Here is a 21,114-nt window from a genome sequence, read left to right as displayed (position 1 = left end):
GCAGGAGAGATTAAACATGAGCATGAGTGATCCCATCGCTGACTTGCTGACCCGCATCCGTAATGCACAGATGGTCTCCAAGGCCACGGTTCTGGTGCCTTCTTCCAAAGTGAAGATCGCCATCGCCCAAGTGCTGAAGGACGAAGGTTATATCGACGGCTTCCAGGTCAAGACCGAAGCTGGCAAGTCCGAACTCGAAATTGCCCTGAAGTATTACGCAGGCCGTCCCGTGATTGAGCGCATCGAGCGTGTCAGCCGCCCTGGTCTGCGTGTCTACAAAGGCCGTGATTCCATTCCACAAGTCATGAACGGTCTGGGTGTGGCAATTGTCACGACGCCCAAGGGCGTGATGACCGATCGCAAGGCGCGAGCTACCGGTGTTGGTGGCGAAGTGCTCTGCTACGTGGCCTAACCCGCGGCATTGAGGAGAAACTGAAATGTCCCGAGTAGGAAAAATGCCCGTGACCATCCCCGCAGGTGTGGATGTGTCCGTGAAAAGCGACCAGATCTCTGTCAAGGGTTCTGGTGGTACCTTGTCGCTGGCGCAAAACGCGCTGGTGAAGGTGTCCAGCAATGAAGGCAAGCTCAGCTTTGAGCCTGCCAATGATTCCCGCGAAGCCAATGCCATGAGCGGCACGATTCGCCAGTTGGTCAACAACATGGTGGTCGGTGTCAGCAAGGGCTTTGAGAAGAAGCTGAGCTTGGTTGGTGTGGGTTACAAGGCTGCTGCAGCCGGTTCCAAGCTGAACCTGGCCGTAGGTTATTCGCACCCGGTCAACATCGACATGCCTGCTGGCATCACGGTTGCCACCCCGACCCCCACTGAAGTGGTGATCAAGGGTGCCGATCGTCAGCGCGTCGGTCAGATCGCTGCTGAGATCCGTGCTGTTCGTCCACCCGAGCCCTACAAGGGCAAGGGCATCCGCTATGCGGACGAAAAGATCACGATCAAAGAGACCAAGAAGAAATAAGGAGCTGCAACATGTTGACCAAGAAAGAGCAGCGTCTTCGTCGTTCGCGCCAGACCCGCATCCGCATTGCACAGCAAGGCGTGGCGCGTCTCACCGTGAACCGCACGAACCTCCATATCTACGCCAGTGTGATCTCCGGCGACGGCAGCAAGGTGCTGGCAAGCGCTTCGACGGCAGAAGCCGACGTGCGCAAGTCGCTCGGCGGTTCGGGCAAGGGTGGCAATGCCGCTGCAGCCCAGATCATCGGCAAGCGTATCGCTGAAAAGGCGAAGGCTGCAGGTGTCGAGAAGGTTGCATTTGATCGCGCAGGCTTTGCCTACCACGGTCGCGTCAAGGCCCTGGCCGACGCAGCCCGTGAAGCCGGCCTGCAGTTCTAAGCGGAGCGGAATAAAAAATGGCTAAATTTCAACCCAAAGTGCAAGACGAAGGTCGTGACGACGGTCTGCGCGAAAAAATGATCGCGGTCAACCGCGTGACCAAAGTCGTGAAGGGTGGCCGTATTCTCGGTTTCGCCGCACTGACGGTGGTCGGCGACGGTGATGGCCGCGTGGGCATGGGTAAGGGCAAGTCGAAGGAAGTGCCTGCTGCCGTGCAAAAAGCGATGGAAGAAGCCCGCCGCAACATGGTCAAGGTTTCTCTGAAGAACGGCACCATCTATCACAACGTGACCGGCCATCATGGCGCGGCCGTGGTGATGATGGCTCCGGCTCCCAAGGGTACCGGTATCATCGCTGGCGGTCCAATGCGCGCAGTCTTTGAAGTGCTGGGTGTGACCGATATTGTGGCCAAGAGCCACGGTTCGTCCAATCCCTACAACATGGTCCGTGCCACCTTTGACGCACTTGTCAATTCGACCACCCCGTCGAATGTGGCAGCCAAGCGCGGCAAGACAGTCGAAGACATCTTCGCCTGAACCGGAGCCTGAATATGACAACGCAACAAACCGTCAAGATTCAACTGGTGCGCAGCCCGATCGGCACCAAGGAATCGCACCGCGCCACAGTCCGTGGCCTGGGTCTGCGCAAGCTGAACAGCGTCAGCGAATTGAAGGATTCGCCCGAAGTTCGCGGCATGATTAACAAGATCAGCTACCTGGTCAAAATCGTCTGAGAGATAGATCATGGAACTCAATAGCATCAAGCCCGCTGACGGCGCCAAGCATGCCAAGCGCCGCGTAGGCCGTGGTATCGGCTCCGGCCTGGGCAAGACCGCTGGCCGTGGTCACAAGGGCCAAAAGTCCCGCTCCGGTGGCTACCACAAGGTGGGCTTCGAAGGCGGTCAAATGCCTCTGCAACGTCGCTTGCCCAAGCGCGGCTTCAAGTCGCATCTGCTCAAGTTCAATGCAGAAGTCACGCTGACGGCTCTGGACCAACTCGGCTTGGCCGAAGTGGACGTGCTGGCACTCAAGCAGGCAGGTCTGGTGGGTGAGCTGGCCAAGGTGGTCAAGGTCATCAAGAGCGGCTCCCTGACCAAGGCAGTCAAACTGTCTGGCGTGGGTGCTACGGCTGGTGCCAAGGCAGCGATTGAAGCTGCTGGCGGCAGCGTCGCCTGAGTGTGGCACTGAAGGAAGGCATCTGTGGCTACTAGCGCGGCTCAAATTGCAAAGACCGGAAAATTCGGCGACCTGCGTCGGCGTCTGGTTTTTCTGTTGCTGGCGCTGGTCGTTTACCGCATCGGGGCTCACATCCCTGTGCCTGGTATCGATCCAGCCCAACTTCAGCAGCTGTTCAGTGGCCAGCAGGGTGGCATCCTGAACCTGTTCAACATGTTCTCGGGTGGCGCGCTGTCGCGTTTCACGGTGTTTGCTCTGGGGATCATGCCGTACATCTCGGCATCGATCATCATGCAGCTGATGACCTATGTGCTGCCCGCGTTTGAGCAGTTGAAGAAGGAAGGCGAAGCTGGTCGCCGGAAGATCACGCAATACACGCGCTATGGAACCTTGGGCCTGGCCCTGTTTCAGTCGCTGGGTATCGCTGTGGCCTTGGAAAGCTCGGCAGGTCTCGTGTTGAGCCCCGGTTTCGGCTTTCGACTGACTGCAGTCGTCAGCCTGACGGCAGGCACGATGTTCCTGATGTGGCTGGGTGAGCAGATTACCGAGCGTGGACTCGGCAACGGGATCTCGATCCTGATTTTCGGTGGTATTGCTGCCGGATTGCCTAGTTCGATTGGTGGTCTTCTGGAGTTGGTTCGTACCGGTGCGATGAGCATTCTGGCCGCCATCTTTATCGTCATCGTGGTCGGTCTCGTGACCTACTTCGTGGTGTTCGTGGAGCGTGGTCAGCGCAAGATTCTGGTGAACTATGCACGGCGGCAGGTCGGCAACAAGGTGTATGGCGGTCAATCGTCGCACTTGCCGCTGAAGCTGAACATGGCCGGTGTGATTCCACCGATCTTTGCATCGTCGATCATCTTGCTACCTGCTACGGTGGTGAACTGGTTCAGCGCGGGTGAATCGATGCGCTGGCTCAAGGACATCTCCGGCGCACTGACCCCTGGTCAGCCGATCTATGTGATGTTTTATGCTGCTGCGATCATCTTCTTCTGCTTCTTCTACACGGCCTTGGTGTTCAACAGCCGTGAAACAGCAGACAACCTGAAGAAGAGTGGCGCGTTCATTCCGGGCATTCGTCCAGGTGAGCAAACGGCACGCTACATCGACAAGATCCTGGTTCGCCTGACCTTGGCTGGTGCTGTGTACATCACATTCGTGTGTCTGCTGCCGGAGTTTCTGATCCTGAAGTACAACGTACCGTTTTACTTTGGTGGAACTTCGCTGCTGATCATAGTGGTGGTGACCATGGACTTCATGGCCCAGGTCCAGAACTACATGATGTCTCAGCAATACGAGTCGCTGCTCAAGAAGGCGAACTTCAAGGGCAGTGCAGGCGGTTGATGGCGACAAAGGCAGCGTTCAGCGCTGACTGCAAAGAGTTGGATATCGGTTGAGTTGGCGCCCCACGATTTTCGCGGGCACAAATTGTGTTCCGTGCGAAGCAGCCGGGACGGATGGAAAAGTTTTAGGAGAATGCAATGAGAGTTTCGGCTTCGGTCAAAAAAATCTGCCGCAACTGCAAGATCATCCGCCGCAAGGGTGTGGTGCGCGTGATCTGCACGGATCTGCGTCACAAGCAGCGCCAAGGTTGATTGGAAAGTATTAGAGGACGCATATGGCACGTATCGCTGGCATTAACATTCCGCCGCACAAGCACGCGGAAATCGGTTTGACCGCCATTTTTGGCATTGGTCGCACCCGCGCTCGCAAGATCTGCGAAGCAACTGGTATCGCTTACTCCAAGAAGATCAAGGATCTGACGGACGGCGACCTGGAAAAAATTCGCGAGCAAATCGAGCAGTTCACCATTGAAGGTGACCTGCGCCGCGAAACCACGATGAACATCAAGCGTTTGATGGACATCGGCTGCTATCGTGGCTTCCGCCATCGCCGCGGTCTGCCAATGCGTGGTCAGCGCACCCGTACCAACGCCCGTACCCGCAAGGGTCCGCGCAAGGGTGCCGCTGCACTGAAGAAATAAAGATTGAAAGATCATCATGGCTAAGTCTCCTGCCAATAACGCAGCTCAGCGCGTCCGCAAGAAGGTCCGGAAGAATGTTTCGGACGGCATTGCACACGTGCACGCCTCGTTCAATAACACCATCATCACGATCACCGACCGCCAGGGCAATGCCCTGTCGTGGGCCTCGTCCGGTGGCCAAGGTTTCAAGGGCTCGCGCAAGTCCACTCCATTCGCAGCCCAAGTGGCTTCGGAAGTGGCTGGCCGCGCTGCCATCGATCAAGGTATTAAGAACCTTGACGTTGAAATCAAGGGCCCAGGTCCTGGCCGTGAGTCGTCGGTGCGCGCACTGGGCGCACTGGGCATCCGTATCACGTCGATCTCCGATGTGACCCCGGTGCCTCACAACGGCTGCCGCCCTCAAAAGCGTCGTCGTATCTAATCTCTCTCTAAGCCCACCGCCGCCTGTGAACGCGCAAGCGCCTCAGGCGGCTCCCGCAATGGTTTGCGGTAGATGACACAAAGGAAGCTCAAGTGGCACGTTACCTCGGCCCCAAGGCCAAACTCTCCCGCCGTGAAGGCACGGACCTGTTCCTGAAGAGCGCTCGCCGCTCGATCGCTGACAAGTCCAAATTCGACTCCAAGCCTGGTCAGCACGGCCGCACCTCCGGTGCCCGTACTTCGGACTACGGTCTGCAACTGCGTGAAAAGCAGAAGGTCAAGCGCATGTACGGCGTGCTGGAAAAGCAATTCCGCCGTTACTTCGAAGCCGCTGAAGGCAAGAAGGGCAACACCGGCGCCAACCTGCTGTTCCTGCTGGAATCGCGTCTGGACAACGTGGTGTACCGCATGGGTTTCGGTTCGACCCGCGCCGAAGCACGTCAGCTGGTGTCGCACAAGGCGATCACCGTGAATGGCAAGTCCGTGAACATCGCTTCGTACCTCGTGAAGACGGGCGACGTGGTGGCTGTGCGCGAAAAGTCCAAGAAGCAAAACCGTGTGGTGGAAGCCCTGCAACTGGCCGCCCAAGTGGGTATGCCTGCGTGGGTGGAAGTGAATGCCGAGAAGGCAGAAGGCATCTTCAAGAAGGTGCCGGACCGCGACGAGTTTGGCGCCGACATCAACGAATCGCTGATCGTTGAGTTGTACTCGCGCTAATCGGTCGAGTACGTAATTCAAGAAAACCGTCCCTGAACCGCGAGGCATCGCGGTTTAGGCGCTTCACCAGCCTTACCGGTGTAACGAGCTGGGGGTATTGAGAGGAAGTCTGAATGCAAACCAATTTGCTGAAACCCAAGGCGATCAATGTCGAACAGCTTGGCCACAATCGTGCCAAGGTCGCGCTGGAGCCGTTCGAGCGTGGCTACGGCCACACGCTGGGCAATGCCATCCGGCGCGTCCTGCTCTCGTCCATGGTGGGTTACGCAGCGACGGAAGTCACGATTGCAGGGGTACTGCACGAGTACTCGTCCATTGACGGCGTTCAAGAAGATGTGGTCAACATCCTGTTGAACCTCAAGGGTGTGGTGTTCAAGCTGCACAACCGTGATGAAGTGACGTTGAGCCTGCGCAAAGATGGCGAAGGCGTTGTCACGGCCCGTGACATCCAGACCCCTCACGACGTGGAAATCGTCAATCCTGATCACGTGATTGCGAACCTGTCTGCCGGCGGTAAGCTGGACATGCAGATCAAGGTCGAGAAGGGCCGTGGCTACGTGCCAGGTAATCTGCGCCGCTATGCCGACGAATCGACCAAGTCCATTGGCCGTATCGTGTTGGACGCGTCGTTCTCCCCCGTGAAGCGCGTGAGCTACACCGTGGAAAGCGCCCGTGTGGAGCAACGCACCGATCTGGATAAGCTGGTGGTTGAAATCGAGACCAACGGTGCCATCACTGCCGAAGACGCAGTGCGTGCCTCGGCCAAGATTCTGGTGGAGCAGCTGGCTGTGTTTGCACAGCTGGAAGGTGGCGAGTTGGCTGCGTTTGACGCACCAGCAGGCCCACGCGGCAACGCCACGTTCGATCCGATCCTGCTGCGTCCTGTGGATGAGCTGGAACTGACCGTGCGTTCTGCCAACTGCTTGAAGGCCGAGAACATCTATTACATCGGTGACCTGATCCAGCGTACTGAGAACGAGTTGCTCAAGACCCCTAACCTGGGCCGAAAGTCGCTCAACGAAATCAAAGAAGTGTTGGCCTCGCGTGGTCTCACGCTGGGCATGAAGCTCGAGAACTGGCCGCCAGCTGGTCTGGACAAGCGTTAAGCCAAAGCTATAATAGAAGGCTGCCCAAAGTTTGGGCACCTGATTTGATGTCCCCCGCAAGGGGGACTTTTCGTTCCCCAAGGGGAACAGTGCCTCGGACAGTACCTGATCCGGCTGCCCGATTTAATTACATAGACAGTAGAAGGAAAGCACCATGCGCCACGGACACGGCCTCCGCAAACTCAACCGCACCAGCTCGCACCGCCTCGCGATGCTGCAGAACATGATGAACTCGCTCATCGAGCACGAAGTCATCAAGACCACCGTTCCCAAGGCCAAGGAACTGCGCCGCGTGATCGAACCCATGATCACCCTGGCCAAGGAAGACTCTGTCGCCAACCGCCGTCTGGCATTCAACCGCCTGCGCGACCGTGACAGCGTGACCAAGCTGTTCAATGACCTGGGCCCCCGTTTCAAGGTGCGTCCTGGCGGCTACACCCGCATTCTGAAGATGGGCTTCCGCGTGGGCGACAATGCTCCTATGGCGCTGGTCGAACTGGTGGACCGCGCTGCAGAAACCGAAAATAATTCGGCAGCAGCCGAATAATAGGGTATAATTTATTTCTTACCGCGCGATGGAGCAGTCTGGTAGCTCGTTGGGCTCATAACCCAAAGGTCGGAGGTTCAAATCCTTCTCGCGCAACCAAAAAAACAGCAACTGCTGCAGCAAAACGCCCACTTCACAGTGGGCGTTTTTGTTTGTGCGCAAAGATCTGCGCCATCCGGTGTGGCGTGAAGCTTGACTCCGTGGCTGCCCTTGGCCCGCCGCGGTCCTTGGCGCCAAGCACCGTCAACGCGCAAACAGATCTGCCTTGGCGGCTTTGGTGATGGCTACCACGCAAGGGTGGGTAATGCGCCGTTCGATGGAGATGGCGAAAAACTCCTCGACCAAGTCTGCAGAGCGTCCAATCACCTCCACGCCGAATTGGGCCGTCGTCTCGTCGTCCAGCACAGACGGGGACGTAAAGATCCCCCGGCCTTCCCGGCCAAAAGCGTTCATCAGGGCGCTATCGTCGAATTCACCGACCAGACGGGGTTGCAGGTGATGCTTGTTGAGCCAGTGGTCGAGTTGCTGGCGCACGGACGACATGGGGCCTTGGATGAGCATGGGCGCGCCATGCAGGCATTGGGGAAAGGGGCCCTCCAGCTGCGCCCGCAAGGCAGGAGCACACAGAAAACTCATGCTGCTGGTGCCCAGCGGGTGGTTGAAGGCCTTGACACCGATTTTCTTGGACACCGGCTCATCGGCCAGCACCAGGTCCAGCCGGTGCAGGCTCAGCTGCGCAATCAGTTCGGGAAACTTGCCCTCATGGCAGGTCATGTGCACGCGCTGGGGCATGCCCAGCGCGGGCTCCAGCAGGTGGTAGGCCACTGACTTGGCAATCGAGTCGGCCACGCCTACGCGGAACTCCAGCGGTTTCTCCTGGCCGCGGGCCAGCCGAATGGATTTTTCGAGCTCGTCACCCAGCGCAAAGATCTGCTCGGCATACCCCAGGGCCACGCGCCCCTCGCTGGTCAGTTCCAGACCCCGCCCCCGCTTGCGGAACAGGTCATGGCCGAGCCATTCCTCCAGCTGCTTGATCTGGCCCGACAGGGTTTGGGGCGTGGTGTTGAGCTGCTCACCCGCACGCATGACACCACCCGCCTTGGCTACTGTCCAGAAATAACGCAGATGCTTGAAGTTCATGGTGCTCTCAATACTTCGATTAAAGCGAAGAATAAAACGCAATAAAACGAATATACGCGAAGTATGAAAATCTCTACATTGACGTTTGGCAGCTTCCGTGGCGATCTGCGCTGCGGCCTGGAGCTGCCTGTGTTCACAAGGAGTAGCAACGATGCGTATCACGACCCGAGGACAGCTGGCGGTATCTGCCATGACCGACCTGGCCCTGCGCCAGAAGATGCGGCCTGTGCCCTTGTCCACCATCAGCGCGCGGCAGGGGATTTCTTTGTCCTATCTGGAACAGCTGTTCAGCGCGCTGCGCCGTGCCGGCCTCGTGGACAGCACCCGCGGGCCAGGCGGCGGCTACACGCTGGCGCGGCACGCGGAGCAGGTGTCGGTGGCTGAAATCATCCTGGCGGTGGAGAATCTCAAGAACGACGAACTGCAGAATCTGGGAGCCGGCCAGGCCGCGCAGGTCAAATCCATGACGGGCGAGCTGTGGACCAGCTTCAACTCCCAAGTGATGGAATACCTGCAGTCGGTAACGCTGCAGGACCTGGTCACCCAGGCACTGAAGCAAGGCACGGTCGTGGAGGACAAGGCGCCCCCTGCGCGGACCAAGCTGCCCCTGGCGCCCAAGCCCCGTCCGCTGATGGCGCGGGTCAACGTGCCCAATTCGGTGTTTGCCTTGGGGAGCATGCCGATCCTGCAGCGCCGCTGAGGCGAATGGATCAGGCGGTGGTGCGAGGTGTCGGATGCGGCGCCAAGCCCACCTAGGCTGGCGCAGCGGCGGCCGCCAGCTCGCCGACGGCTACAGCTGGTGCGCGAGCTGCTTGATCCCCCGGATCAGCATCTCCACCGAGATGGCGACCAGGATCAGACCCATCAGGCGTTCAAACGCCATCACCACGCGTTCGCCCACCAGGCGCTGGATGCGTTCGGCCAGCAGCAACACCACGGCGCACACAGCCATGGTGACGCACAGCGCGCCCACCCACTCCCAGCGGCGTTCCGGCGCCTGGGCCACCAGCAGCATGACGGTGGCGAGGGCCGAAGGGCCTGCCAGTGCCGGAATGGCCAGCGGCACGATCAGCGGCTCGCTGGGCAGCTCCGCCTGCGGACCGTCTGCCGACGGAAAGATCATGCGCAGCGCGATCAGAAACAGCACCACCGCACCTGCAATCTGCAGCGACAGGTCGCTCAGGTTCATCACCCGCAGGAACTCCGCCCCGAAGAACAAAAACACCAGCAGCAGGGCAAACGCAATCAGCACCTCGCGCAGGATCACCCGCGCGCGCCGCTCGGGCGCCACGCCACGCAGGGCATTGGCAAAGATGGGGATGTTGCCCAGCGGATCGGTGATCAGCAGAAGCAGGATGGTGGCTGACGCGAAGGTGTAGCTCACGCTGCGTACACCGCGTCCAGCAACCGAAAGCCCTTGATCTCGATCGGGTTGCCGCTGGGGTCGTGAAAGAACATCGTCCACTGCTCGCCGGGCTGGCCTTCAAAACGGACTTGCGGTTCCAGTACGAAGGCGGTGCCGGCGGACTTCAGCCGTGCGGCCAGTGCATGCCAGTCGGGCAGCTCCAGAATGGCGCCGAAGTGCGGCATGGGGACCAAGTGGTCCCCTACATGCCCGGTGCGGGCGCTGGCAAACGGCGTACCCAGGTGCAACGAGATCTGGTGGCCAAAAAAATCGAAGTCCACCCAGGTGTCGGTGCTTCGGCCCTCCTGGCAACCCAGCACGCCGCCATAAAAGCGGCGCGCGGCGTCCAGGTCGGTGACGTGAAAGGCAAGGTGAAAGAGGCTGCGCATCCTGCAAAGGATAGCAGCCAGGGCCGCGCTATGGGCGCGATGTGGGGGCAGGTCAAGCGGCTGATGGATCGGCAGCCATGTTGTCAAACTTCTTGAAATACTGGCGCGCCATGGCCACGAGCTGAGCGTCGGTCGGGTGGTCGGCCGCCACGGAGTCCACCACCACATCCGCCACCGCGGCATGGTGCTTGGCGGCCCAGTCGCGGAACTGATTGCGCACCAAGCCTGGCCCTGCCAGCAGCACCTCGCGGGTGTGCGTGAGCGTCTGGGCAATGTCTGCAAAGAACGGGGCCAGGTCGTCGGCCTTGCCCTGGTGCTTGTGGTGGCTGCGGGACTTGATGCGCTGGGCTTCGGCGTGTTCGCGGTCGAACATCACCACGTGGGCTTCGGACTGGTCCATCCAGACAACGGCGTGAAAAGTGCTCATGAATCGACTTTCTTGAAGTGAGGACATAACGGGGAAACGAGGTGTCTGACTGCGTGAGCCAGCTCACGCAGCGTGGTGGTGTTGCTCAGCCTTCTCCTGGCAGTGCACGCAGCGCGCAGCTTCGGGGGTGGCGTGCAGGCGGGCGGCAGTGATGTGGGCGCCGCAGTCGGTGCACTCCCCGTAGGTGCCTGTGTCGATGCGGGCCAGGGCGGCCTCGACGGCTGCGAGGTGTTCGGTTTCGCGTTCACCCAGGGCGAATTCCAGTTCGCGCTCGGTGGCCACTTGGGCGCGTGGGTCTTCGGGCTGCCCAAAGTGATCGGCCGCAGCCTCGGCGCGGCCGATGACACCACCGCGCTGCGCGGCCAGTTGGGCCAGCAACTCGGATTGCTGGGCCAGTAACTGCTGGCGGAAAGGTGCGGCTTGGGTCTTGTCCATGCGGGGTCTCCTCGGTGTGATCGGATACCTGCATGGTGCGCCTGCGCGCGGTGCCGGGGGTTGACCAGGGTCAAGGGATGGCGCGCGGTGTCACTGCCCGGGTGACACCGCTGCGGGGCGGGCTCAGCGCTTGGGCGGGCGCGCCAGCATTTCGGCGGTGTTGGTCTTGCGGTCTGCGTTCACGCGCTGCACATGGGGGCGCTCGGCCATGCGGGCCAGGTAGTCGCGCACGGGCAGGTCGGCCAGGTAGTCGCGGCCGTAGATGATCTTGGTGGCAGAGCTGACCAGCGGCAGGTGCACGATGGCGGCGCAGTCGGCCATCGTGAACGTGTCGCCGGCGACATAGGGGCTGAACCTTGCCAGCTGGCCGAAGGCAGCGATGTTCTTCTGCAGCTGTGCGCCGACCTTCTCGCGTGCGGTGTCGCTCACCGTGCCGCCGAAGAACGCCTGGGGGTACAGGTTGCGTGCCACCAGCTCCAGGTGCAGCTCCAGAAAGGTGATCAGCTCGCGCACCTTGGCGGCCTGGAAGGGGTCGGCCGGGATCAGCGGGTGCTCGGGGTGGGCGGTCTCGATGTAGTCGGCCATCACGGCCGACTCGCACAGTGCGCCTTGCGGCGTGCGCAGGTAGGGCACCTTGCCCAGCGGGCTGGCGCTGCGGTCGGTCTCGCCCACCCAGGCCAGTTCTTCAGTGAACGGCAGGCCCTTTTCGAGCAGGGCCAGCTTGACCTTGTTGTAGTAATTGCTGGCCGAAAAGCCGCAGAGTGTGAGCATGACGGTGTCTCCGTTGGGGTGGTGAATGCAGCCCGCATCCTAGGTGCGGGCGAGGCCGTAGGCCGTCGCGCAGATGACCTCGGTCAAGGAGTGCGTGCTCCGGCCCCCTACAATCCGCACCCATGTCCCCCCTGCAAACCATCCGCAGCCTTCGCTGGCTCGCCCGCCTTGTGCTGGCGTGGTTTGTGTTGTCGATCGGCGTGGCCGTGGCGTCGCCCCTGGTGCATCCGCAGTCCATGGAGCTGATCTGCTCGGGTTCGGGCGCGATCAAGGTGCTGGTCAAGACCGACGACGGCGCCAAGGAGCTGTCCAGCCACACGCTGGACTGCCCGCTGTGTGCGCACGTGGGCGCCCCCCCTCCCGTGTCGCAGGCCCAGCTGCCTGTGGTTCACCCCCTGGCGCATGCCTTGCGCCCCATCCCTGCCGCGCACATTGCTGCGCGCACCGCCGCGCCGCTGCCGCCGCGCGGGCCCCCATCGCTCTCCTGAAATCGCTATTGATTCGATAGCTGCTTGCGCATTGTTCACCTGCGCTTGCGGCCTATTTGGCTTGATTTTCAGGAGTCCCTATGCGCAAAAGCCGCATGGCGCTGGCCGTGGCCAGTGCCTTTCCCCTCGTCCTTACCTTCACGGTCACCGGGGCCGTGCCCGCATTCGCACAGACCACCGACAGCGTCCCTGCCAGCTCCAATGCCCCGGTCAAGGAGCTGGGCGTGGTCACCATCAGCGGTGGCCAGCCGACCTCGCTGCCCACGCAGATACCCACCACCATCGAGGGCGTGACGCGCGAGCAGATCGAGCATGCGATCAATGCCACCGACAGCGAAGACGCCCTCAAGTACCTGCCCAGCCTGCTGGTGCGCAAGCGCTACATCGGCGACTACAACCACGCCGTGCTGTCCACCCGCGCTTCGGGCACCGGCAACCCGGCGCGGTCCATGGTGTTTGCCGACGGCATCTTGCTGAGCAACTACCTGGGCAACGGCCCCACCAACGCGCCGCGCTGGATGCTGGTTACGCCCGAGGAGATCGAGCGGGTGGACGTGCTCTACGGGCCCTTCTCTGCAGCGTACGCGGGCAACTCGGTGGGCGCAGTGGTGGACTACGTCACGCGCATGCCGACGAAGTTCGAGGCGCACGGGCAGGTCAGCTACCAGCACCAGCCGTTCGACCTGTACAACACCAGCGGCACCTACGGAGGCAAGCAAGTCAGCGCATCGGTGGGCAACAAGAACGGTGACTGGTCCTGGTTCCTTAACTTCAACAAGACCGACAGCGAAGGCCAGCCGCTCACCTTCCCAACGCGCCTGGTGTCCGCAGGCACTGTGGGCAGTGCAGGCACACCCGTGACGGGCGCTGTGCTGGGCAACAACCGCAGCAACCAGCCCTGGTACCTGTTGGGCACCGCCACGCAGTACCACACGCAGCAAGACCACATCAAGGCCAAGATCGCCTACGACTTCTCGCCCACCGTGCGGGCCGCGTACACCTTCGGCTGGTGGCACAACGAATCCGAAGGCCGCCCTGCCAGCTACCTGCGCGATGCCAATGGCAATGCGGTGTACGCGGGCACGGTCAACATCAACGGCCGTTCGTATACGCTCGCGCCCACCGACTTCAACGTTTCCAACGAAGACCTCACGCATTTCATGCACGGCCTGTCGGTCAAGAGCAATACCAAGGGCGCGTTCGACTGGGAAGTGGCCGCCAGCCTGTATGACTACCAGACCGACACCCTGCGCGCCGCCACGGTGGCGCTGCCTGCGGCGATGAACGGCGGGGCAGGGCGCATCGTCAACAGCAAGGGCACGGGCTGGAACACGCTGGCTGCCAAGGGCACCTGGCGGCCGGATGGCGTGTTGGGCGCGCACATCGTGGACTTTGGCCTGCAGCGCGACAGCTACCAGCTGCGCACGGTGGAGAACGCCACCAGCAACTGGATCAACGGCGCTTCGGGCGCCCGCAACCAGGCCTTCAATGGCGACACACAACTGCTGGGCCTGTGGGCGCAAGACACCTGGAAGATCGCACCCCAATGGAAGGCCGTACTGGGCGCCCGCGCCGAGCGCTGGAGTGCCAGCAACGGCCAGACGGGCAACGCCACCACCACGGTGAACCACCCTGAGCGCAACGAGACCTACTTCTCACCCAAGGCTGCGGTGGCCTACCAGGCCAATGATCTGTGGGTGCTCAAGGCCTCCACCGGCCGCGCCGTGCGCATGCCCACCGTGGCCGAGCTGTACCAGGGCGGCATCAGCGGCAGCGGCACGCTCATCAACAACGACCCCAACCTGCGGCCCGAAAAGAGCTGGACCACCGAGCTGACAGCGGAGCGCGACATGGGCAACGGTTTGCTGCGCCTGACGGCTTTTTTTGAGCGCACCAAAGACGCGCTGTACTCGCAGACCAATGTGCTCGTCACCCCCAACGTCACCAATGTGCAGAACGTGGACGCGATTCGTACCAAGGGCATCGAGCTGGCGTACCAGGCCACCAACGTCTTCGTGCGCGGGCTGGAGCTGGGCAGCAGCCTGACCTGGACGGATTCCAAGATCACGCGCAACGACAAGTTCCCCGCCAGCGTCGGCCAATGGCAGCCGCGCATCCCCGAGTGGCGCGCCACTGCCGTGGCCACCTACCGGCCCGATGACAAATGGTCGTACACCCTGGGCGCGCGCTACAGCGGCAAGCAATACAGCACGCTCGACAACAGCGATCCCAACGGTTTTGCCTACCAGGGCGCGAGCCGCTACTTCACCACCGATGTGCGCGTGCGCTACCAGATCACCAAAGCGGTCAGCGTCGCCATGGGCATCGACAACCTCAACAACTACCAGTTCTGGAACTTCCACCCCTACCCACAGCGCAGCTACATGGCTGAGTTGAAGGTCTCCCTTTGAAAGGAAAACATCCCATGTCTCTGAATACTATAAAAAGGATAGCTGCTGCCGTATTGCTGACTGGCACTTGCGGCCTGTTGGTACCTGCATCTGCCCATGTGGTGCTCGAATACCAGGTGGCCCCGGCTGGCGCTAGCTACAAGGCCGCCTTCAAGGTGGGCCATGGCTGCGGCGCGGCGCCCACGCGGCAGGTGGTGGTGGACATCCCCGCAGGCATGCGCGGCGCGCGCCCCATGCCCAAGCCGGGCTGGACGCTCGACGTGCAGCGCGACAAACTGGCCCAGCCGTACACCAGCCACGGCCGCAGCATCACCGAAGACGTGGTGCGCATCACCTGGACAGCCAAGACGCCGGACGACATGCTGCAGAGCGCCCATTACGACGAGTTTGTGCTGGTCGCTCAAGCGCCCGAGCAGGCCGGCACTGTGTACTGGCCGGTGCGCCAGGTCTGCACCGAGGGCCGCAACGACTGGACCGAGGTGCCGACGGCGGGACAGAAACTGTCGGACCTGAAGTCCCCTGCGGCCGCGCTGGAGATTCTGCCCACCGGTGGCGCCGCTGCGCACAATCATTGACAGTCGGGCCTGCTCTCGCATCCCTTTCCCTTCTTGCCAACCGAAAGACATTCCTCATGAAAAAACTGCTCCACACCGCTGCCGTCGTTGCCGCACTGCTCGGCACCCCCGCATGGGCACAGACAGCACCCGTCAAGGTCGAAGGCGCCTGGGCACGCGCCAGCGTGCAGGGCCAGAAGGCCACGGGCGCGTTCATGCGCCTCACGGCCAAGGACGGTGCCCGCCTGGTGCGTGCCGAGTCGCCTGCGGCCGGCCTTACCGAAGTGCACGAGATGAAGATGGAAGGCGACATCATGAAGATGCGCGCCGTGCCCACGCTGGACCTGCCGGCAGGCAAGACGGTGGAACTCAAGCCCGGCGGCTACCACGTCATGCTGCTGGACCTGAAGGCGCCTTTGGCCAAGGACAGTTCGGTGCCGATCACCCTGGTGTTCCAGGATGCCAAGGGCGTGGAAAGCAAGCTGAACCTGACAGTGCCGGTGGGCACCTCGGCGCCCGGCGGCGCCACGGCAGGCAGCATGATGGATGGGCATAAACACTGAGATCCCGGCCGCCGCAGCGCCTTCGCGGATGCAGTGCATTGGAGTAAGCTGTGCCTCCTCAGAACCTTCCCAAGGTTCTAAAGACCCACCTCTTGCGGAGCGGCCATGAGCGACACATCCAACTTCGGTTTCGGCAAATTCGTCCCCGGTTTTGACTTTCTGCAAAGCCTGGCCAAGGGGGCGTCCAGCAGCATTCCGCAGTTGCCCAACCTCTCCAACTGGGTGGCCCCCACCATCAGCGTGGAAGAGCTGGAAAAGCGCATCGAAGAACTGAAGGCCGTGCAGTTCTGGCTGGAGCAGAACTCGCGCGCGCTGGCCGCCACCATCCAGGCGCTGGAGGTGCAGAAGATGACCCTGGCCACGCTCAAGGGCATGAACTTCAGCATGGGCGATGTGGCCAACGCCTTCAAGCTCAAGACCGCCGACACGGTGATGAGTGGCGTGCAAAAGGCCGCCGACACCGTCACCGGCGCTGCCGAAGCAGTGGCTGGCGCGGCGGCCCGCGTCACGGGCCGCGCCGCCGCTGAAGAGGAAACCCCAGACGAGGCCGACGCCGAGTCCGCACCCGCTGCGAAAGCCAGGCCCAAAGCCAAGGGCAAGACCTCGGCTGCGGCCGAGCCCGCCGTGGTGGACCCCATGCAATGGTGGGGTGCGCTCACCAGCCAGTTCCAGCAGATTGCGGCCAACGCCATGAAGGATGCGGCCAAGCAGACCGCCATAGACACCACCAAGAACATGGCCACGGGCCTGGCAAAGGAAGCTCTGAAGACGGCCACCGGCATGGCCAGCCAGTTTGCCGCCAAAGGCATGCAGACCATGCAGGGCGGTGCCAAGCGCGCGGCGGCATCATCCGCAGGCGCCGCCAAAAAGGCCGCTGCCGCCAAAAAGCCCGCAGCCCGCAAAACCAACACGAAGCCCGCCGCCAAGAAGGCCAGCAGCACCCGCAGCCCGGCGGCCCGCAAGCGAGCGGGCTGACGCCCGCGGGCGGGTGTTGCAACCCGCAGGTGCGCCCTACTGGCCTACCCCCGCCCAGGCATGGAGACCACCACCATGAAACTCTTTCCCACCGGCCACGCCACCCACCCGCAGTGGCGCATGGCTGCTGCCCTGGTGCTGGCGCAGCTGCGCGCTCAGATGGCGCTGCCCGGTTACGCACCCGCCCCCACGCTGGGCCTGCTCTACATCACCGACCACTATGCGAGCGACGCCCAGTCGCTGCTCGACTACCTGAGCGCTGAGCTGCCTGAGGTGACCGACTGGAGCGGTACCGTGGGCGTGGGCGTGTCGGCCAACAACGCTGAGTACTTTGACGAGCCTGCGCTGTCGGTGATGCTGCTCGATGTGCCTGCGGACCAATACCGCGTGTTCTCGGGTGTGGCACCGCTGCCCACCCATGCGCCGCACCCAGGCGCCGGCTTTGCAGCCCATACCGCGCTGGTGCATGCAGACGGCCACACGCCCGAGCTGGCCGAGCTGCTGACCGAGATGGCCGCACGCACCGAAACGGGCTACCTGTTTGGCGGTCTCTCTGCCAGCCGCACGGCCAGCGTGCAGTTTGCCGTGGGCGGCGACGGCAACATGGCCGGGCAGGGCGGTGCCGGTGGGGTGTTTGACGGTGGCTTGTCGGGCGTGGCATTTGGCGCCGGGGTGGCGATGGTGTCGCGTGTCACGCAAGGTTGCCAGCCCGTCGGGGCGCTCCACACCATCACCGCAGCGCAGGACAACGTGGTGCTCACGCTCGATGGCGAGCCCGCGCTCGATGTGTTGCTCGACACGCTGCAGGTGTCGCTCGATGGCAGCGACCCGCAGCCCGCATTGCGCAAGGTGCGCGCCACGCTGGCCGGGCTGGTCAATGCCGGTGAACAGCCCCCGGGCCAGCGCCGCACGGGCCACTTTGGCACCGACACGCGTGTGCGCCACATCGTGGGGCTGGACGGCAGCCGCCGGGGCGTGGCCGTGGCCGACCATGTGGAGCCGGGCATGCACCTCGCGTTCTGCCAGCGCAACGTGGCGGCCGCGCGGGCCGACCTCATGCGCATCTGTGCAGAGATTCGGGAGGAGCTGGAACCCGAGGAGCTGGAGCCCGCGCCACCTTTGGCGTCCTCCGCGCAGGGCAGCGGGTTGGCGCCCGCGCCCGGCATGGCCGCACTGGGTGTGCAGCCGCAGGCGGGACGGCGCATTTGCGGCGCGATCTACGTGAGTTGCTCGGGCCGGGGCGGCCCGCATTTTGGTGGGCCCAGCGCCGAGCTGCAGATCGTGCGACATGCGTTGGGCGACGTACCACTGGCCGGTTTCTTTGCGGGCGGTGAGATCGCGCACCACCACCTGTACGGCTACACCGGGGTGCTCACGGTATTTGTGGACGGCGAGCCCTCACCGCCCTGATCTGAAGAAGAGGGGGCTGGCTGGCACAGCCGCCCTCGCAATCCCCAATGCCGGTCAGCCCGCGCCGTTCTCGTCGGACTCGGCTTTTTCCTCGGGCGTCAGCTGTGTGGCCAGGATCTTGTCGATGGTCTTGCCATCCATGTCCACCACTTCGAGCTTCCAGTCCTCCCACTGCACCGTATCGGTCACCTTGGGCAGGCGGCCGGTCAGCAGCATGATCATCCCGCTGAGCGTGTGGTAGCGGCCGCGTTCTTCCTCGGGCACGGCGTCCAGGTTCAGGCGGTCTTTCAGCTCGGGCACGGGGATGTGGCCGTCCAGCAGCCAGCTGCCGTCCTCGCGCTGCAGCGCCCACGAGGTCTCGGGGTCGCGCGGCTGGAACTCGCCCGTGATGGCCTCGATCAGGTCCTGCAGCGTGACGATGCCCTGCACCTCGCCATACTCGTCGATCACAAACGCCATGTGCACGTCCGAAAGGCGGAAGTTGTCCAGCAGCTCCATGCCCGTGATGGTCTCGGGCACATACAGCGCGGTCTGCAGCGGCTGGTCAGCCAGGCTGCCCCGCGCCTTGTCGCGCAGGGTGCGGGACAGCCATTGGCGCGCGTTGATCACGCCCAGGATGTTGTCCATGCCGCCGCGCACCACTGGAAAGCGCGCGTGGTCGGACTCTTCGATGCACTTCAGGTTTTCTTCAAACGACGCATCGACATCCAGGCACACCACGTCACCACGCGGCACCATCAGCGAGCCGATCTGGCGGTCGTCCAAACGGAACACGTTGCGCACCATGGTGTGCTCGTGCGATTCGATGACCCCTGCGGTGGTGCCTTCGACCAGCATGGCGTGAATCTCTTCTTCGGTCACCGGGCTGCCACTGGTTTCCTTCACGCCCAAAAGGCGCAGCAGCGTGCGCGTGGAGGTGGACAGCAGCAACACAAACGGCTTGGTGGCCAGTGCCAGGAAGTTGATGGGCCGCGCCACCAGGCGTGCAAAGGTCTCGGGGTAGGACTGGCCGATGCGCTTGGGCACCAGCTCGCCCACCACGATGGAGAAGTACGTGATCAGCACCACCACCAGGCCGGTGGCTGCATAGCCGCCATAGGGCAGAGGCACGCCCATGCGATCCAGCCAGGCGGCCAGCGGGGCGGCCAGAGCGGCCTCACCCACGATACCGTTCAGCACCCCGATCGACGTGATGCCGATCTGGATGGTGGAGAGAAAGCGCGTGGGGTCTTCGCCCAGCTTCACGGCAGCGGCGGCACCGCTATCGCCCTCATCAATCAGCTTTTGCAACCGCACCTTGCGGGCCGTGACCAGAGCGATCTCTGACATGGCAAACAGGCCGTTGAGACAGATGAGGGCGAACAGTATTGCTATTTCCATACAAAGGGCGCCTTGCACGCCCTTGGGTGTTGAGAAGCGACCAATTGTAAGGACAGGGGCCAGAGACCCTGCGCCGACTCCTAGCCGCCTTCTGTGGGCAGGCCGGTTTCGTCCCATTCGGGCAGCCCCCCGCGCAGCCAGTACACCGACTGGAAGCCCTTGGTGGTGGCCACCTTGGCGGCCTTGTACGACTTCCAGCATTCGGCGCCGTTGCACGCAAATATCACCGGCTTGGCCTTGTCCAGACCCTTGAGCTTGTCCAGTGCCTGGAAATCATCCTGGGCCGCATTGAAGGCCACGTCCTTGAGGCTCTTTTCGACGTACGCGGCGAACACGGCGCCACGGATGCGCTTGGTCTTGAATTCCTTTTCGGTGCGGGTGTCCACCAGCGTGGCGCCTTGCGTCAGCAGGGTCTGGGCTTCGCGCGCACTGACGCGGTTTACTCCGGGCAGGCTGGTGGGGGTGAACAGCCCCAGCTCGGCCACGCGGCGGTATTCAACAGCCTCCGGGCGCACCGAGACCAGCGGCAGGCCGCTGGCGGAGGACGATGTGCCGAACCACTGGGCCAGCTTGTTGCGGGCATCCGCCGGCAGGTCCTTCTTCACCACGATGGAGAACCCACCCGGCACGGGCTGTGACGTGGCCAGCACCCGCGCGATGCCGGGGTGCGCCGCCGACCATTCGGCCCAGTCGTCCTCGCGCACCACGGTGGCGTCCGCCGTGCCCAGGGTCAGGGCCGTGAGGCCCGCCTGCGGGAATTTCTCGTACTGCACGGCCCGCAGGTCCTGGAGAGACAGCCCCGCCTCGTTGAGCATGCCGCGTGCCAAGTAGGTGTAGACCGAGTCCTGCTGGGGCAGGTACAGCCTTTTCCCTTTCATCGCGGGCACCGCCGCGATCTGCTGCAGCCCGACCAGCAGGTATTTGTCTGATTTGTGCGTCGCGCCCACCAGCTCATAGCCGCGTTGCAGTGCAGACGCCGCCACCTGGGCCGGGCCAATGAAGATGTCGTAGCCCGCACTGCGGGTGGCCCGCATCACGTCGGCCAGGTCGTCGCTGGTGGTCAGTGCCACAGGCTGGCCCGCGGCCTTGGACAGGCCCGACTCGGCCGATGTGCGCAGGATGGAGTGCGCCGCCTTGCGGGCGGTGGGCTCCACCGCCACCATGGCCGTCAGCTGGGCCTGCGCAGCGCTGCAGCCCAGGCCCCAGAGCAGGAGCAGCCCGAGTGGTCGCCAAGATCGTTTTTTGATGATGTTCATAGCGCTTTTCCTCTCCCCACAACAAAGCGCGAATATGCCCACGGCCTCCGCACCTGCGTACGAATGTTTCCGATGTTTTGTTTTTGTTACTTCTGCTAACGACGCCGAACGTGCGGTGCGAGGGGCTGCCGCACAGAATGCGGGCTGGCCCGATGCCCTGCGCTTGCGAGGGGAATCGGGGGCGAGAGGTTTTGTCCACCCCACTCTTTGGAG

General features: G+C 62.7%; 28 protein-coding genes and 1 tRNA gene. 21 read left to right on the top strand and 8 right to left on the bottom strand.

Annotated elements, in window-relative coordinates:
- The first annotated feature begins 16 nt into the window (after positions 1-16).
- The 14 genes from rpsH to C8C99_RS12675 all read left to right on the top strand — a co-directional run bounded on the left by rpsH (position 17) and on the right by C8C99_RS12675 (position 7,396).
- A complete protein-coding gene (rpsH, locus tag C8C99_RS12740) occupies positions 17-412 on the top strand; it encodes a 30S ribosomal protein S8 (RefSeq protein ID WP_005793636.1) in 396 nt (131 codons plus the stop codon).
- A gap of 25 nt (positions 413-437) precedes the next feature.
- Complete coding sequence (rplF, locus tag C8C99_RS12735) at positions 438-971, top strand: 50S ribosomal protein L6 (RefSeq protein WP_056647962.1); 534 nt, start codon at positions 438-440, stop codon at positions 969-971.
- A gap of 11 nt (positions 972-982) precedes the next feature.
- A complete protein-coding gene (rplR, locus tag C8C99_RS12730) occupies positions 983-1,348 on the top strand; it encodes a 50S ribosomal protein L18 (RefSeq protein ID WP_005793639.1) in 366 nt (121 codons plus the stop codon).
- Positions 1,349-1,365: 17 nt separating this feature from the next.
- Positions 1,366-1,884, top strand: coding sequence for a 30S ribosomal protein S5 (gene rpsE, locus C8C99_RS12725; RefSeq protein ID WP_015016014.1), 519 nt, complete (start codon positions 1,366-1,368; stop codon positions 1,882-1,884).
- Between the two features lie 14 nt (positions 1,885-1,898).
- Positions 1,899-2,081, top strand: a complete 183-nt coding sequence (gene rpmD, locus C8C99_RS12720; protein ID WP_005793644.1) for a 50S ribosomal protein L30 — start codon at positions 1,899-1,901, stop codon at positions 2,079-2,081.
- A 10-nt stretch (positions 2,082-2,091) separates the two neighbouring features.
- Positions 2,092-2,523 (top strand): 50S ribosomal protein L15, encoded by a 432-nt coding sequence (gene rplO, locus C8C99_RS12715; RefSeq protein ID WP_015016013.1) that lies wholly within the window; start codon positions 2,092-2,094, stop codon positions 2,521-2,523.
- A 24-nt stretch (positions 2,524-2,547) separates the two neighbouring features.
- Positions 2,548-3,867: a preprotein translocase subunit SecY gene (secY, locus tag C8C99_RS12710; protein ID WP_056065391.1), complete on the top strand. Its 1,320-nt coding sequence runs from the start codon at positions 2,548-2,550 to the stop codon at positions 3,865-3,867.
- 137 nt (positions 3,868-4,004) lie between these two features.
- Entirely contained in the window at positions 4,005-4,118 is a 114-nt protein-coding gene (rpmJ, locus tag C8C99_RS12705; RefSeq protein ID WP_005793651.1) for a 50S ribosomal protein L36, read from the top strand.
- Positions 4,119-4,141: 23 nt separating this feature from the next.
- Complete coding sequence (gene rpsM / locus C8C99_RS12700) at positions 4,142-4,507, top strand: 30S ribosomal protein S13 (protein ID WP_008906516.1); 366 nt, start codon at positions 4,142-4,144, stop codon at positions 4,505-4,507.
- 16 nt (positions 4,508-4,523) lie between these two features.
- Positions 4,524-4,928 (top strand): 30S ribosomal protein S11, encoded by a 405-nt coding sequence (gene rpsK, locus C8C99_RS12695; RefSeq protein ID WP_005793662.1) that lies wholly within the window; start codon positions 4,524-4,526, stop codon positions 4,926-4,928.
- 92 nt (positions 4,929-5,020) lie between these two features.
- Positions 5,021-5,644 (top strand): 30S ribosomal protein S4, encoded by a 624-nt coding sequence (gene rpsD / locus C8C99_RS12690; protein WP_008906515.1) that lies wholly within the window; start codon positions 5,021-5,023, stop codon positions 5,642-5,644.
- A 113-nt stretch (positions 5,645-5,757) separates the two neighbouring features.
- Complete coding sequence (gene rpoA / locus C8C99_RS12685; RefSeq protein ID WP_005793666.1) at positions 5,758-6,750, top strand: DNA-directed RNA polymerase subunit alpha; 993 nt, start codon at positions 5,758-5,760, stop codon at positions 6,748-6,750.
- Positions 6,751-6,904: 154 nt separating this feature from the next.
- On the top strand, positions 6,905-7,297 hold the full coding sequence (gene rplQ, locus C8C99_RS12680; protein WP_008906513.1) for a 50S ribosomal protein L17: 393 nt from the start codon (positions 6,905-6,907) through the stop codon (positions 7,295-7,297).
- 22 nt (positions 7,298-7,319) lie between these two features.
- Positions 7,320-7,396 (top strand) — tRNA-Met (locus C8C99_RS12675).
- 144 nt (positions 7,397-7,540) lie between these two features.
- On the opposite strand, the gene nhaR is transcribed toward C8C99_RS12675, so the two are convergent.
- Complete coding sequence (gene nhaR / locus C8C99_RS12670) at positions 7,541-8,437, bottom strand: transcriptional activator NhaR (RefSeq protein ID WP_108625941.1); 897 nt, start codon at positions 8,435-8,437, stop codon at positions 7,541-7,543.
- A gap of 151 nt (positions 8,438-8,588) precedes the next feature.
- Here nhaR and C8C99_RS12665 point away from each other — a divergent pair, with 151 nt between their 5' ends.
- Positions 8,589-9,137, top strand: a complete 549-nt coding sequence (locus C8C99_RS12665) for an Rrf2 family transcriptional regulator (protein WP_056647979.1) — start codon at positions 8,589-8,591, stop codon at positions 9,135-9,137.
- Positions 9,138-9,227: 90 nt separating this feature from the next.
- On the opposite strand, the gene C8C99_RS12660 is transcribed toward C8C99_RS12665, so the two are convergent.
- The 5 genes from C8C99_RS12660 to C8C99_RS12640 all read right to left on the bottom strand — a co-directional run bounded on the left by C8C99_RS12660 (position 9,228) and on the right by C8C99_RS12640 (position 11,864).
- Positions 9,228-9,821: a MarC family protein gene (locus tag C8C99_RS12660; RefSeq protein ID WP_108625940.1), complete on the bottom strand. Its 594-nt coding sequence runs from the start codon at positions 9,819-9,821 to the stop codon at positions 9,228-9,230.
- Positions 9,818-10,231: a VOC family protein gene (locus C8C99_RS12655; RefSeq protein WP_108625939.1), complete on the bottom strand. Its 414-nt coding sequence runs from the start codon at positions 10,229-10,231 to the stop codon at positions 9,818-9,820. Before C8C99_RS12655 ends, C8C99_RS12660 begins: the two co-directional genes overlap by 4 nt.
- A 52-nt stretch (positions 10,232-10,283) precedes the next feature.
- Positions 10,284-10,658 carry a hypothetical protein gene (locus tag C8C99_RS12650; protein WP_056647982.1) on the bottom strand — a complete coding sequence of 125 codons (375 nt, stop codon included), beginning with the start codon at positions 10,656-10,658 and terminating at the stop codon, positions 10,284-10,286.
- A 63-nt stretch (positions 10,659-10,721) separates the two neighbouring features.
- Positions 10,722-11,093 (bottom strand): TraR/DksA family transcriptional regulator, encoded by a 372-nt coding sequence (locus C8C99_RS12645; RefSeq protein ID WP_108625938.1) that lies wholly within the window; start codon positions 11,091-11,093, stop codon positions 10,722-10,724.
- 123 nt (positions 11,094-11,216) lie between these two features.
- Complete coding sequence (locus C8C99_RS12640; protein ID WP_056647988.1) at positions 11,217-11,864, bottom strand: glutathione S-transferase; 648 nt, start codon at positions 11,862-11,864, stop codon at positions 11,217-11,219.
- Between the two features lie 122 nt (positions 11,865-11,986).
- On the opposite strand from C8C99_RS12640, the gene C8C99_RS12635 reads away from it, so the two are divergent.
- The 6 genes from C8C99_RS12635 to C8C99_RS12610 all read left to right on the top strand — a co-directional run bounded on the left by C8C99_RS12635 (position 11,987) and on the right by C8C99_RS12610 (position 18,265).
- Complete coding sequence (locus C8C99_RS12635; protein WP_056647991.1) at positions 11,987-12,352, top strand: DUF2946 family protein; 366 nt, start codon at positions 11,987-11,989, stop codon at positions 12,350-12,352.
- Positions 12,353-12,432: 80 nt separating this feature from the next.
- Positions 12,433-14,763 (top strand): TonB-dependent receptor, encoded by a 2,331-nt coding sequence (locus C8C99_RS12630; RefSeq protein WP_108625937.1) that lies wholly within the window; start codon positions 12,433-12,435, stop codon positions 14,761-14,763.
- A 14-nt stretch (positions 14,764-14,777) separates the two neighbouring features.
- Positions 14,778-15,338 (top strand): YcnI family protein, encoded by a 561-nt coding sequence (locus tag C8C99_RS12625; RefSeq protein WP_233247215.1) that lies wholly within the window; start codon positions 14,778-14,780, stop codon positions 15,336-15,338.
- A 56-nt stretch (positions 15,339-15,394) separates the two neighbouring features.
- A complete protein-coding gene (locus C8C99_RS12620) occupies positions 15,395-15,880 on the top strand; it encodes a copper chaperone PCu(A)C (protein WP_108625936.1) in 486 nt (161 codons plus the stop codon).
- A gap of 105 nt (positions 15,881-15,985) precedes the next feature.
- Positions 15,986-16,855 carry a PhaM family polyhydroxyalkanoate granule multifunctional regulatory protein gene (locus tag C8C99_RS12615; RefSeq protein WP_108625935.1) on the top strand — a complete coding sequence of 290 codons (870 nt, stop codon included), beginning with the start codon at positions 15,986-15,988 and terminating at the stop codon, positions 16,853-16,855.
- A 75-nt stretch (positions 16,856-16,930) separates the two neighbouring features.
- The gene (locus tag C8C99_RS12610) at positions 16,931-18,265 is read left to right on the top strand and encodes an FIST N-terminal domain-containing protein (RefSeq protein ID WP_108625934.1); all 1,335 of its coding nucleotides are present in this window, start codon (positions 16,931-16,933) and stop codon (positions 18,263-18,265) included.
- Positions 18,266-18,319: 54 nt separating this feature from the next.
- Here the strand turns inward: C8C99_RS12610 and C8C99_RS12605 are convergent, their stop codons facing one another.
- Together C8C99_RS12605 and C8C99_RS12600 are read right to left on the bottom strand one after the other, a co-directional pair.
- Positions 18,320-19,645: a hemolysin family protein gene (locus C8C99_RS12605; protein ID WP_056648001.1), complete on the bottom strand. Its 1,326-nt coding sequence runs from the start codon at positions 19,643-19,645 to the stop codon at positions 18,320-18,322.
- An 80-nt stretch (positions 19,646-19,725) separates the two neighbouring features.
- Positions 19,726-20,901 carry a rhodanese-like domain-containing protein gene (locus C8C99_RS12600; RefSeq protein ID WP_108625933.1) on the bottom strand — a complete coding sequence of 392 codons (1,176 nt, stop codon included), beginning with the start codon at positions 20,899-20,901 and terminating at the stop codon, positions 19,726-19,728.
- Positions 20,902-21,114: the final 213 nt, after the last annotated feature.

It is taken from the genome of Acidovorax sp. 107 (assembly GCF_003058055.1).
Taxonomy (GTDB): Bacteria; Pseudomonadota; Gammaproteobacteria; order Burkholderiales; family Burkholderiaceae_C; genus Acidovorax.
The sequence above is the reverse complement of the archived record's forward strand: the minus strand, read 5'-3'. Positions and strand labels throughout refer to the sequence as shown.

Coding starts and splice junctions, on each gene's coding strand:
- rplO (WP_015016013.1), top strand. CDS start 2,092: ATGGAACTCAATAGCATCAAGCCCGCTGACGGCGCCAAGCATGCCAAG.
- C8C99_RS12605 (WP_056648001.1), bottom strand. CDS start 19,645: ATGGAAATAGCAATACTGTTCGCCCTCATCTGTCTCAACGGCCTGTTT.
- rpsE (WP_015016014.1), top strand. CDS start 1,366: ATGGCTAAATTTCAACCCAAAGTGCAAGACGAAGGTCGTGACGACGGT.
- C8C99_RS12620 (WP_108625936.1), top strand. CDS start 15,395: ATGAAAAAACTGCTCCACACCGCTGCCGTCGTTGCCGCACTGCTCGGC.
- C8C99_RS12600 (WP_108625933.1), bottom strand. CDS start 20,901: ATGAACATCATCAAAAAACGATCTTGGCGACCACTCGGGCTGCTCCTG.
- C8C99_RS12610 (WP_108625934.1), top strand. CDS start 16,931: ATGAAACTCTTTCCCACCGGCCACGCCACCCACCCGCAGTGGCGCATG.
- C8C99_RS12635 (WP_056647991.1), top strand. CDS start 11,987: ATGTCCCCCCTGCAAACCATCCGCAGCCTTCGCTGGCTCGCCCGCCTT.
- C8C99_RS12650 (WP_056647982.1), bottom strand. CDS start 10,658: ATGAGCACTTTTCACGCCGTTGTCTGGATGGACCAGTCCGAAGCCCAC.
- C8C99_RS12665 (WP_056647979.1), top strand. CDS start 8,589: ATGCGTATCACGACCCGAGGACAGCTGGCGGTATCTGCCATGACCGAC.
- rplF (WP_056647962.1), top strand. CDS start 438: ATGTCCCGAGTAGGAAAAATGCCCGTGACCATCCCCGCAGGTGTGGAT.
- rpsK (WP_005793662.1), top strand. CDS start 4,524: ATGGCTAAGTCTCCTGCCAATAACGCAGCTCAGCGCGTCCGCAAGAAG.
- rpmD (WP_005793644.1), top strand. CDS start 1,899: ATGACAACGCAACAAACCGTCAAGATTCAACTGGTGCGCAGCCCGATC.
- C8C99_RS12655 (WP_108625939.1), bottom strand. CDS start 10,231: ATGCGCAGCCTCTTTCACCTTGCCTTTCACGTCACCGACCTGGACGCC.
- C8C99_RS12625 (WP_233247215.1), top strand. CDS start 14,778: ATGTCTCTGAATACTATAAAAAGGATAGCTGCTGCCGTATTGCTGACT.
- C8C99_RS12640 (WP_056647988.1), bottom strand. CDS start 11,864: ATGCTCACACTCTGCGGCTTTTCGGCCAGCAATTACTACAACAAGGTC.
- C8C99_RS12630 (WP_108625937.1), top strand. CDS start 12,433: ATGCGCAAAAGCCGCATGGCGCTGGCCGTGGCCAGTGCCTTTCCCCTC.
- rpmJ (WP_005793651.1), top strand. CDS start 4,005: ATGAGAGTTTCGGCTTCGGTCAAAAAAATCTGCCGCAACTGCAAGATC.
- rpoA (WP_005793666.1), top strand. CDS start 5,758: ATGCAAACCAATTTGCTGAAACCCAAGGCGATCAATGTCGAACAGCTT.
- rpsM (WP_008906516.1), top strand. CDS start 4,142: ATGGCACGTATCGCTGGCATTAACATTCCGCCGCACAAGCACGCGGAA.
- nhaR (WP_108625941.1), bottom strand. CDS start 8,437: ATGAACTTCAAGCATCTGCGTTATTTCTGGACAGTAGCCAAGGCGGGT.
- rplR (WP_005793639.1), top strand. CDS start 983: ATGTTGACCAAGAAAGAGCAGCGTCTTCGTCGTTCGCGCCAGACCCGC.
- C8C99_RS12615 (WP_108625935.1), top strand. CDS start 15,986: ATGAGCGACACATCCAACTTCGGTTTCGGCAAATTCGTCCCCGGTTTT.
- rpsH (WP_005793636.1), top strand. CDS start 17: ATGAGCATGAGTGATCCCATCGCTGACTTGCTGACCCGCATCCGTAAT.
- C8C99_RS12645 (WP_108625938.1), bottom strand. CDS start 11,093: ATGGACAAGACCCAAGCCGCACCTTTCCGCCAGCAGTTACTGGCCCAG.
- rplQ (WP_008906513.1), top strand. CDS start 6,905: ATGCGCCACGGACACGGCCTCCGCAAACTCAACCGCACCAGCTCGCAC.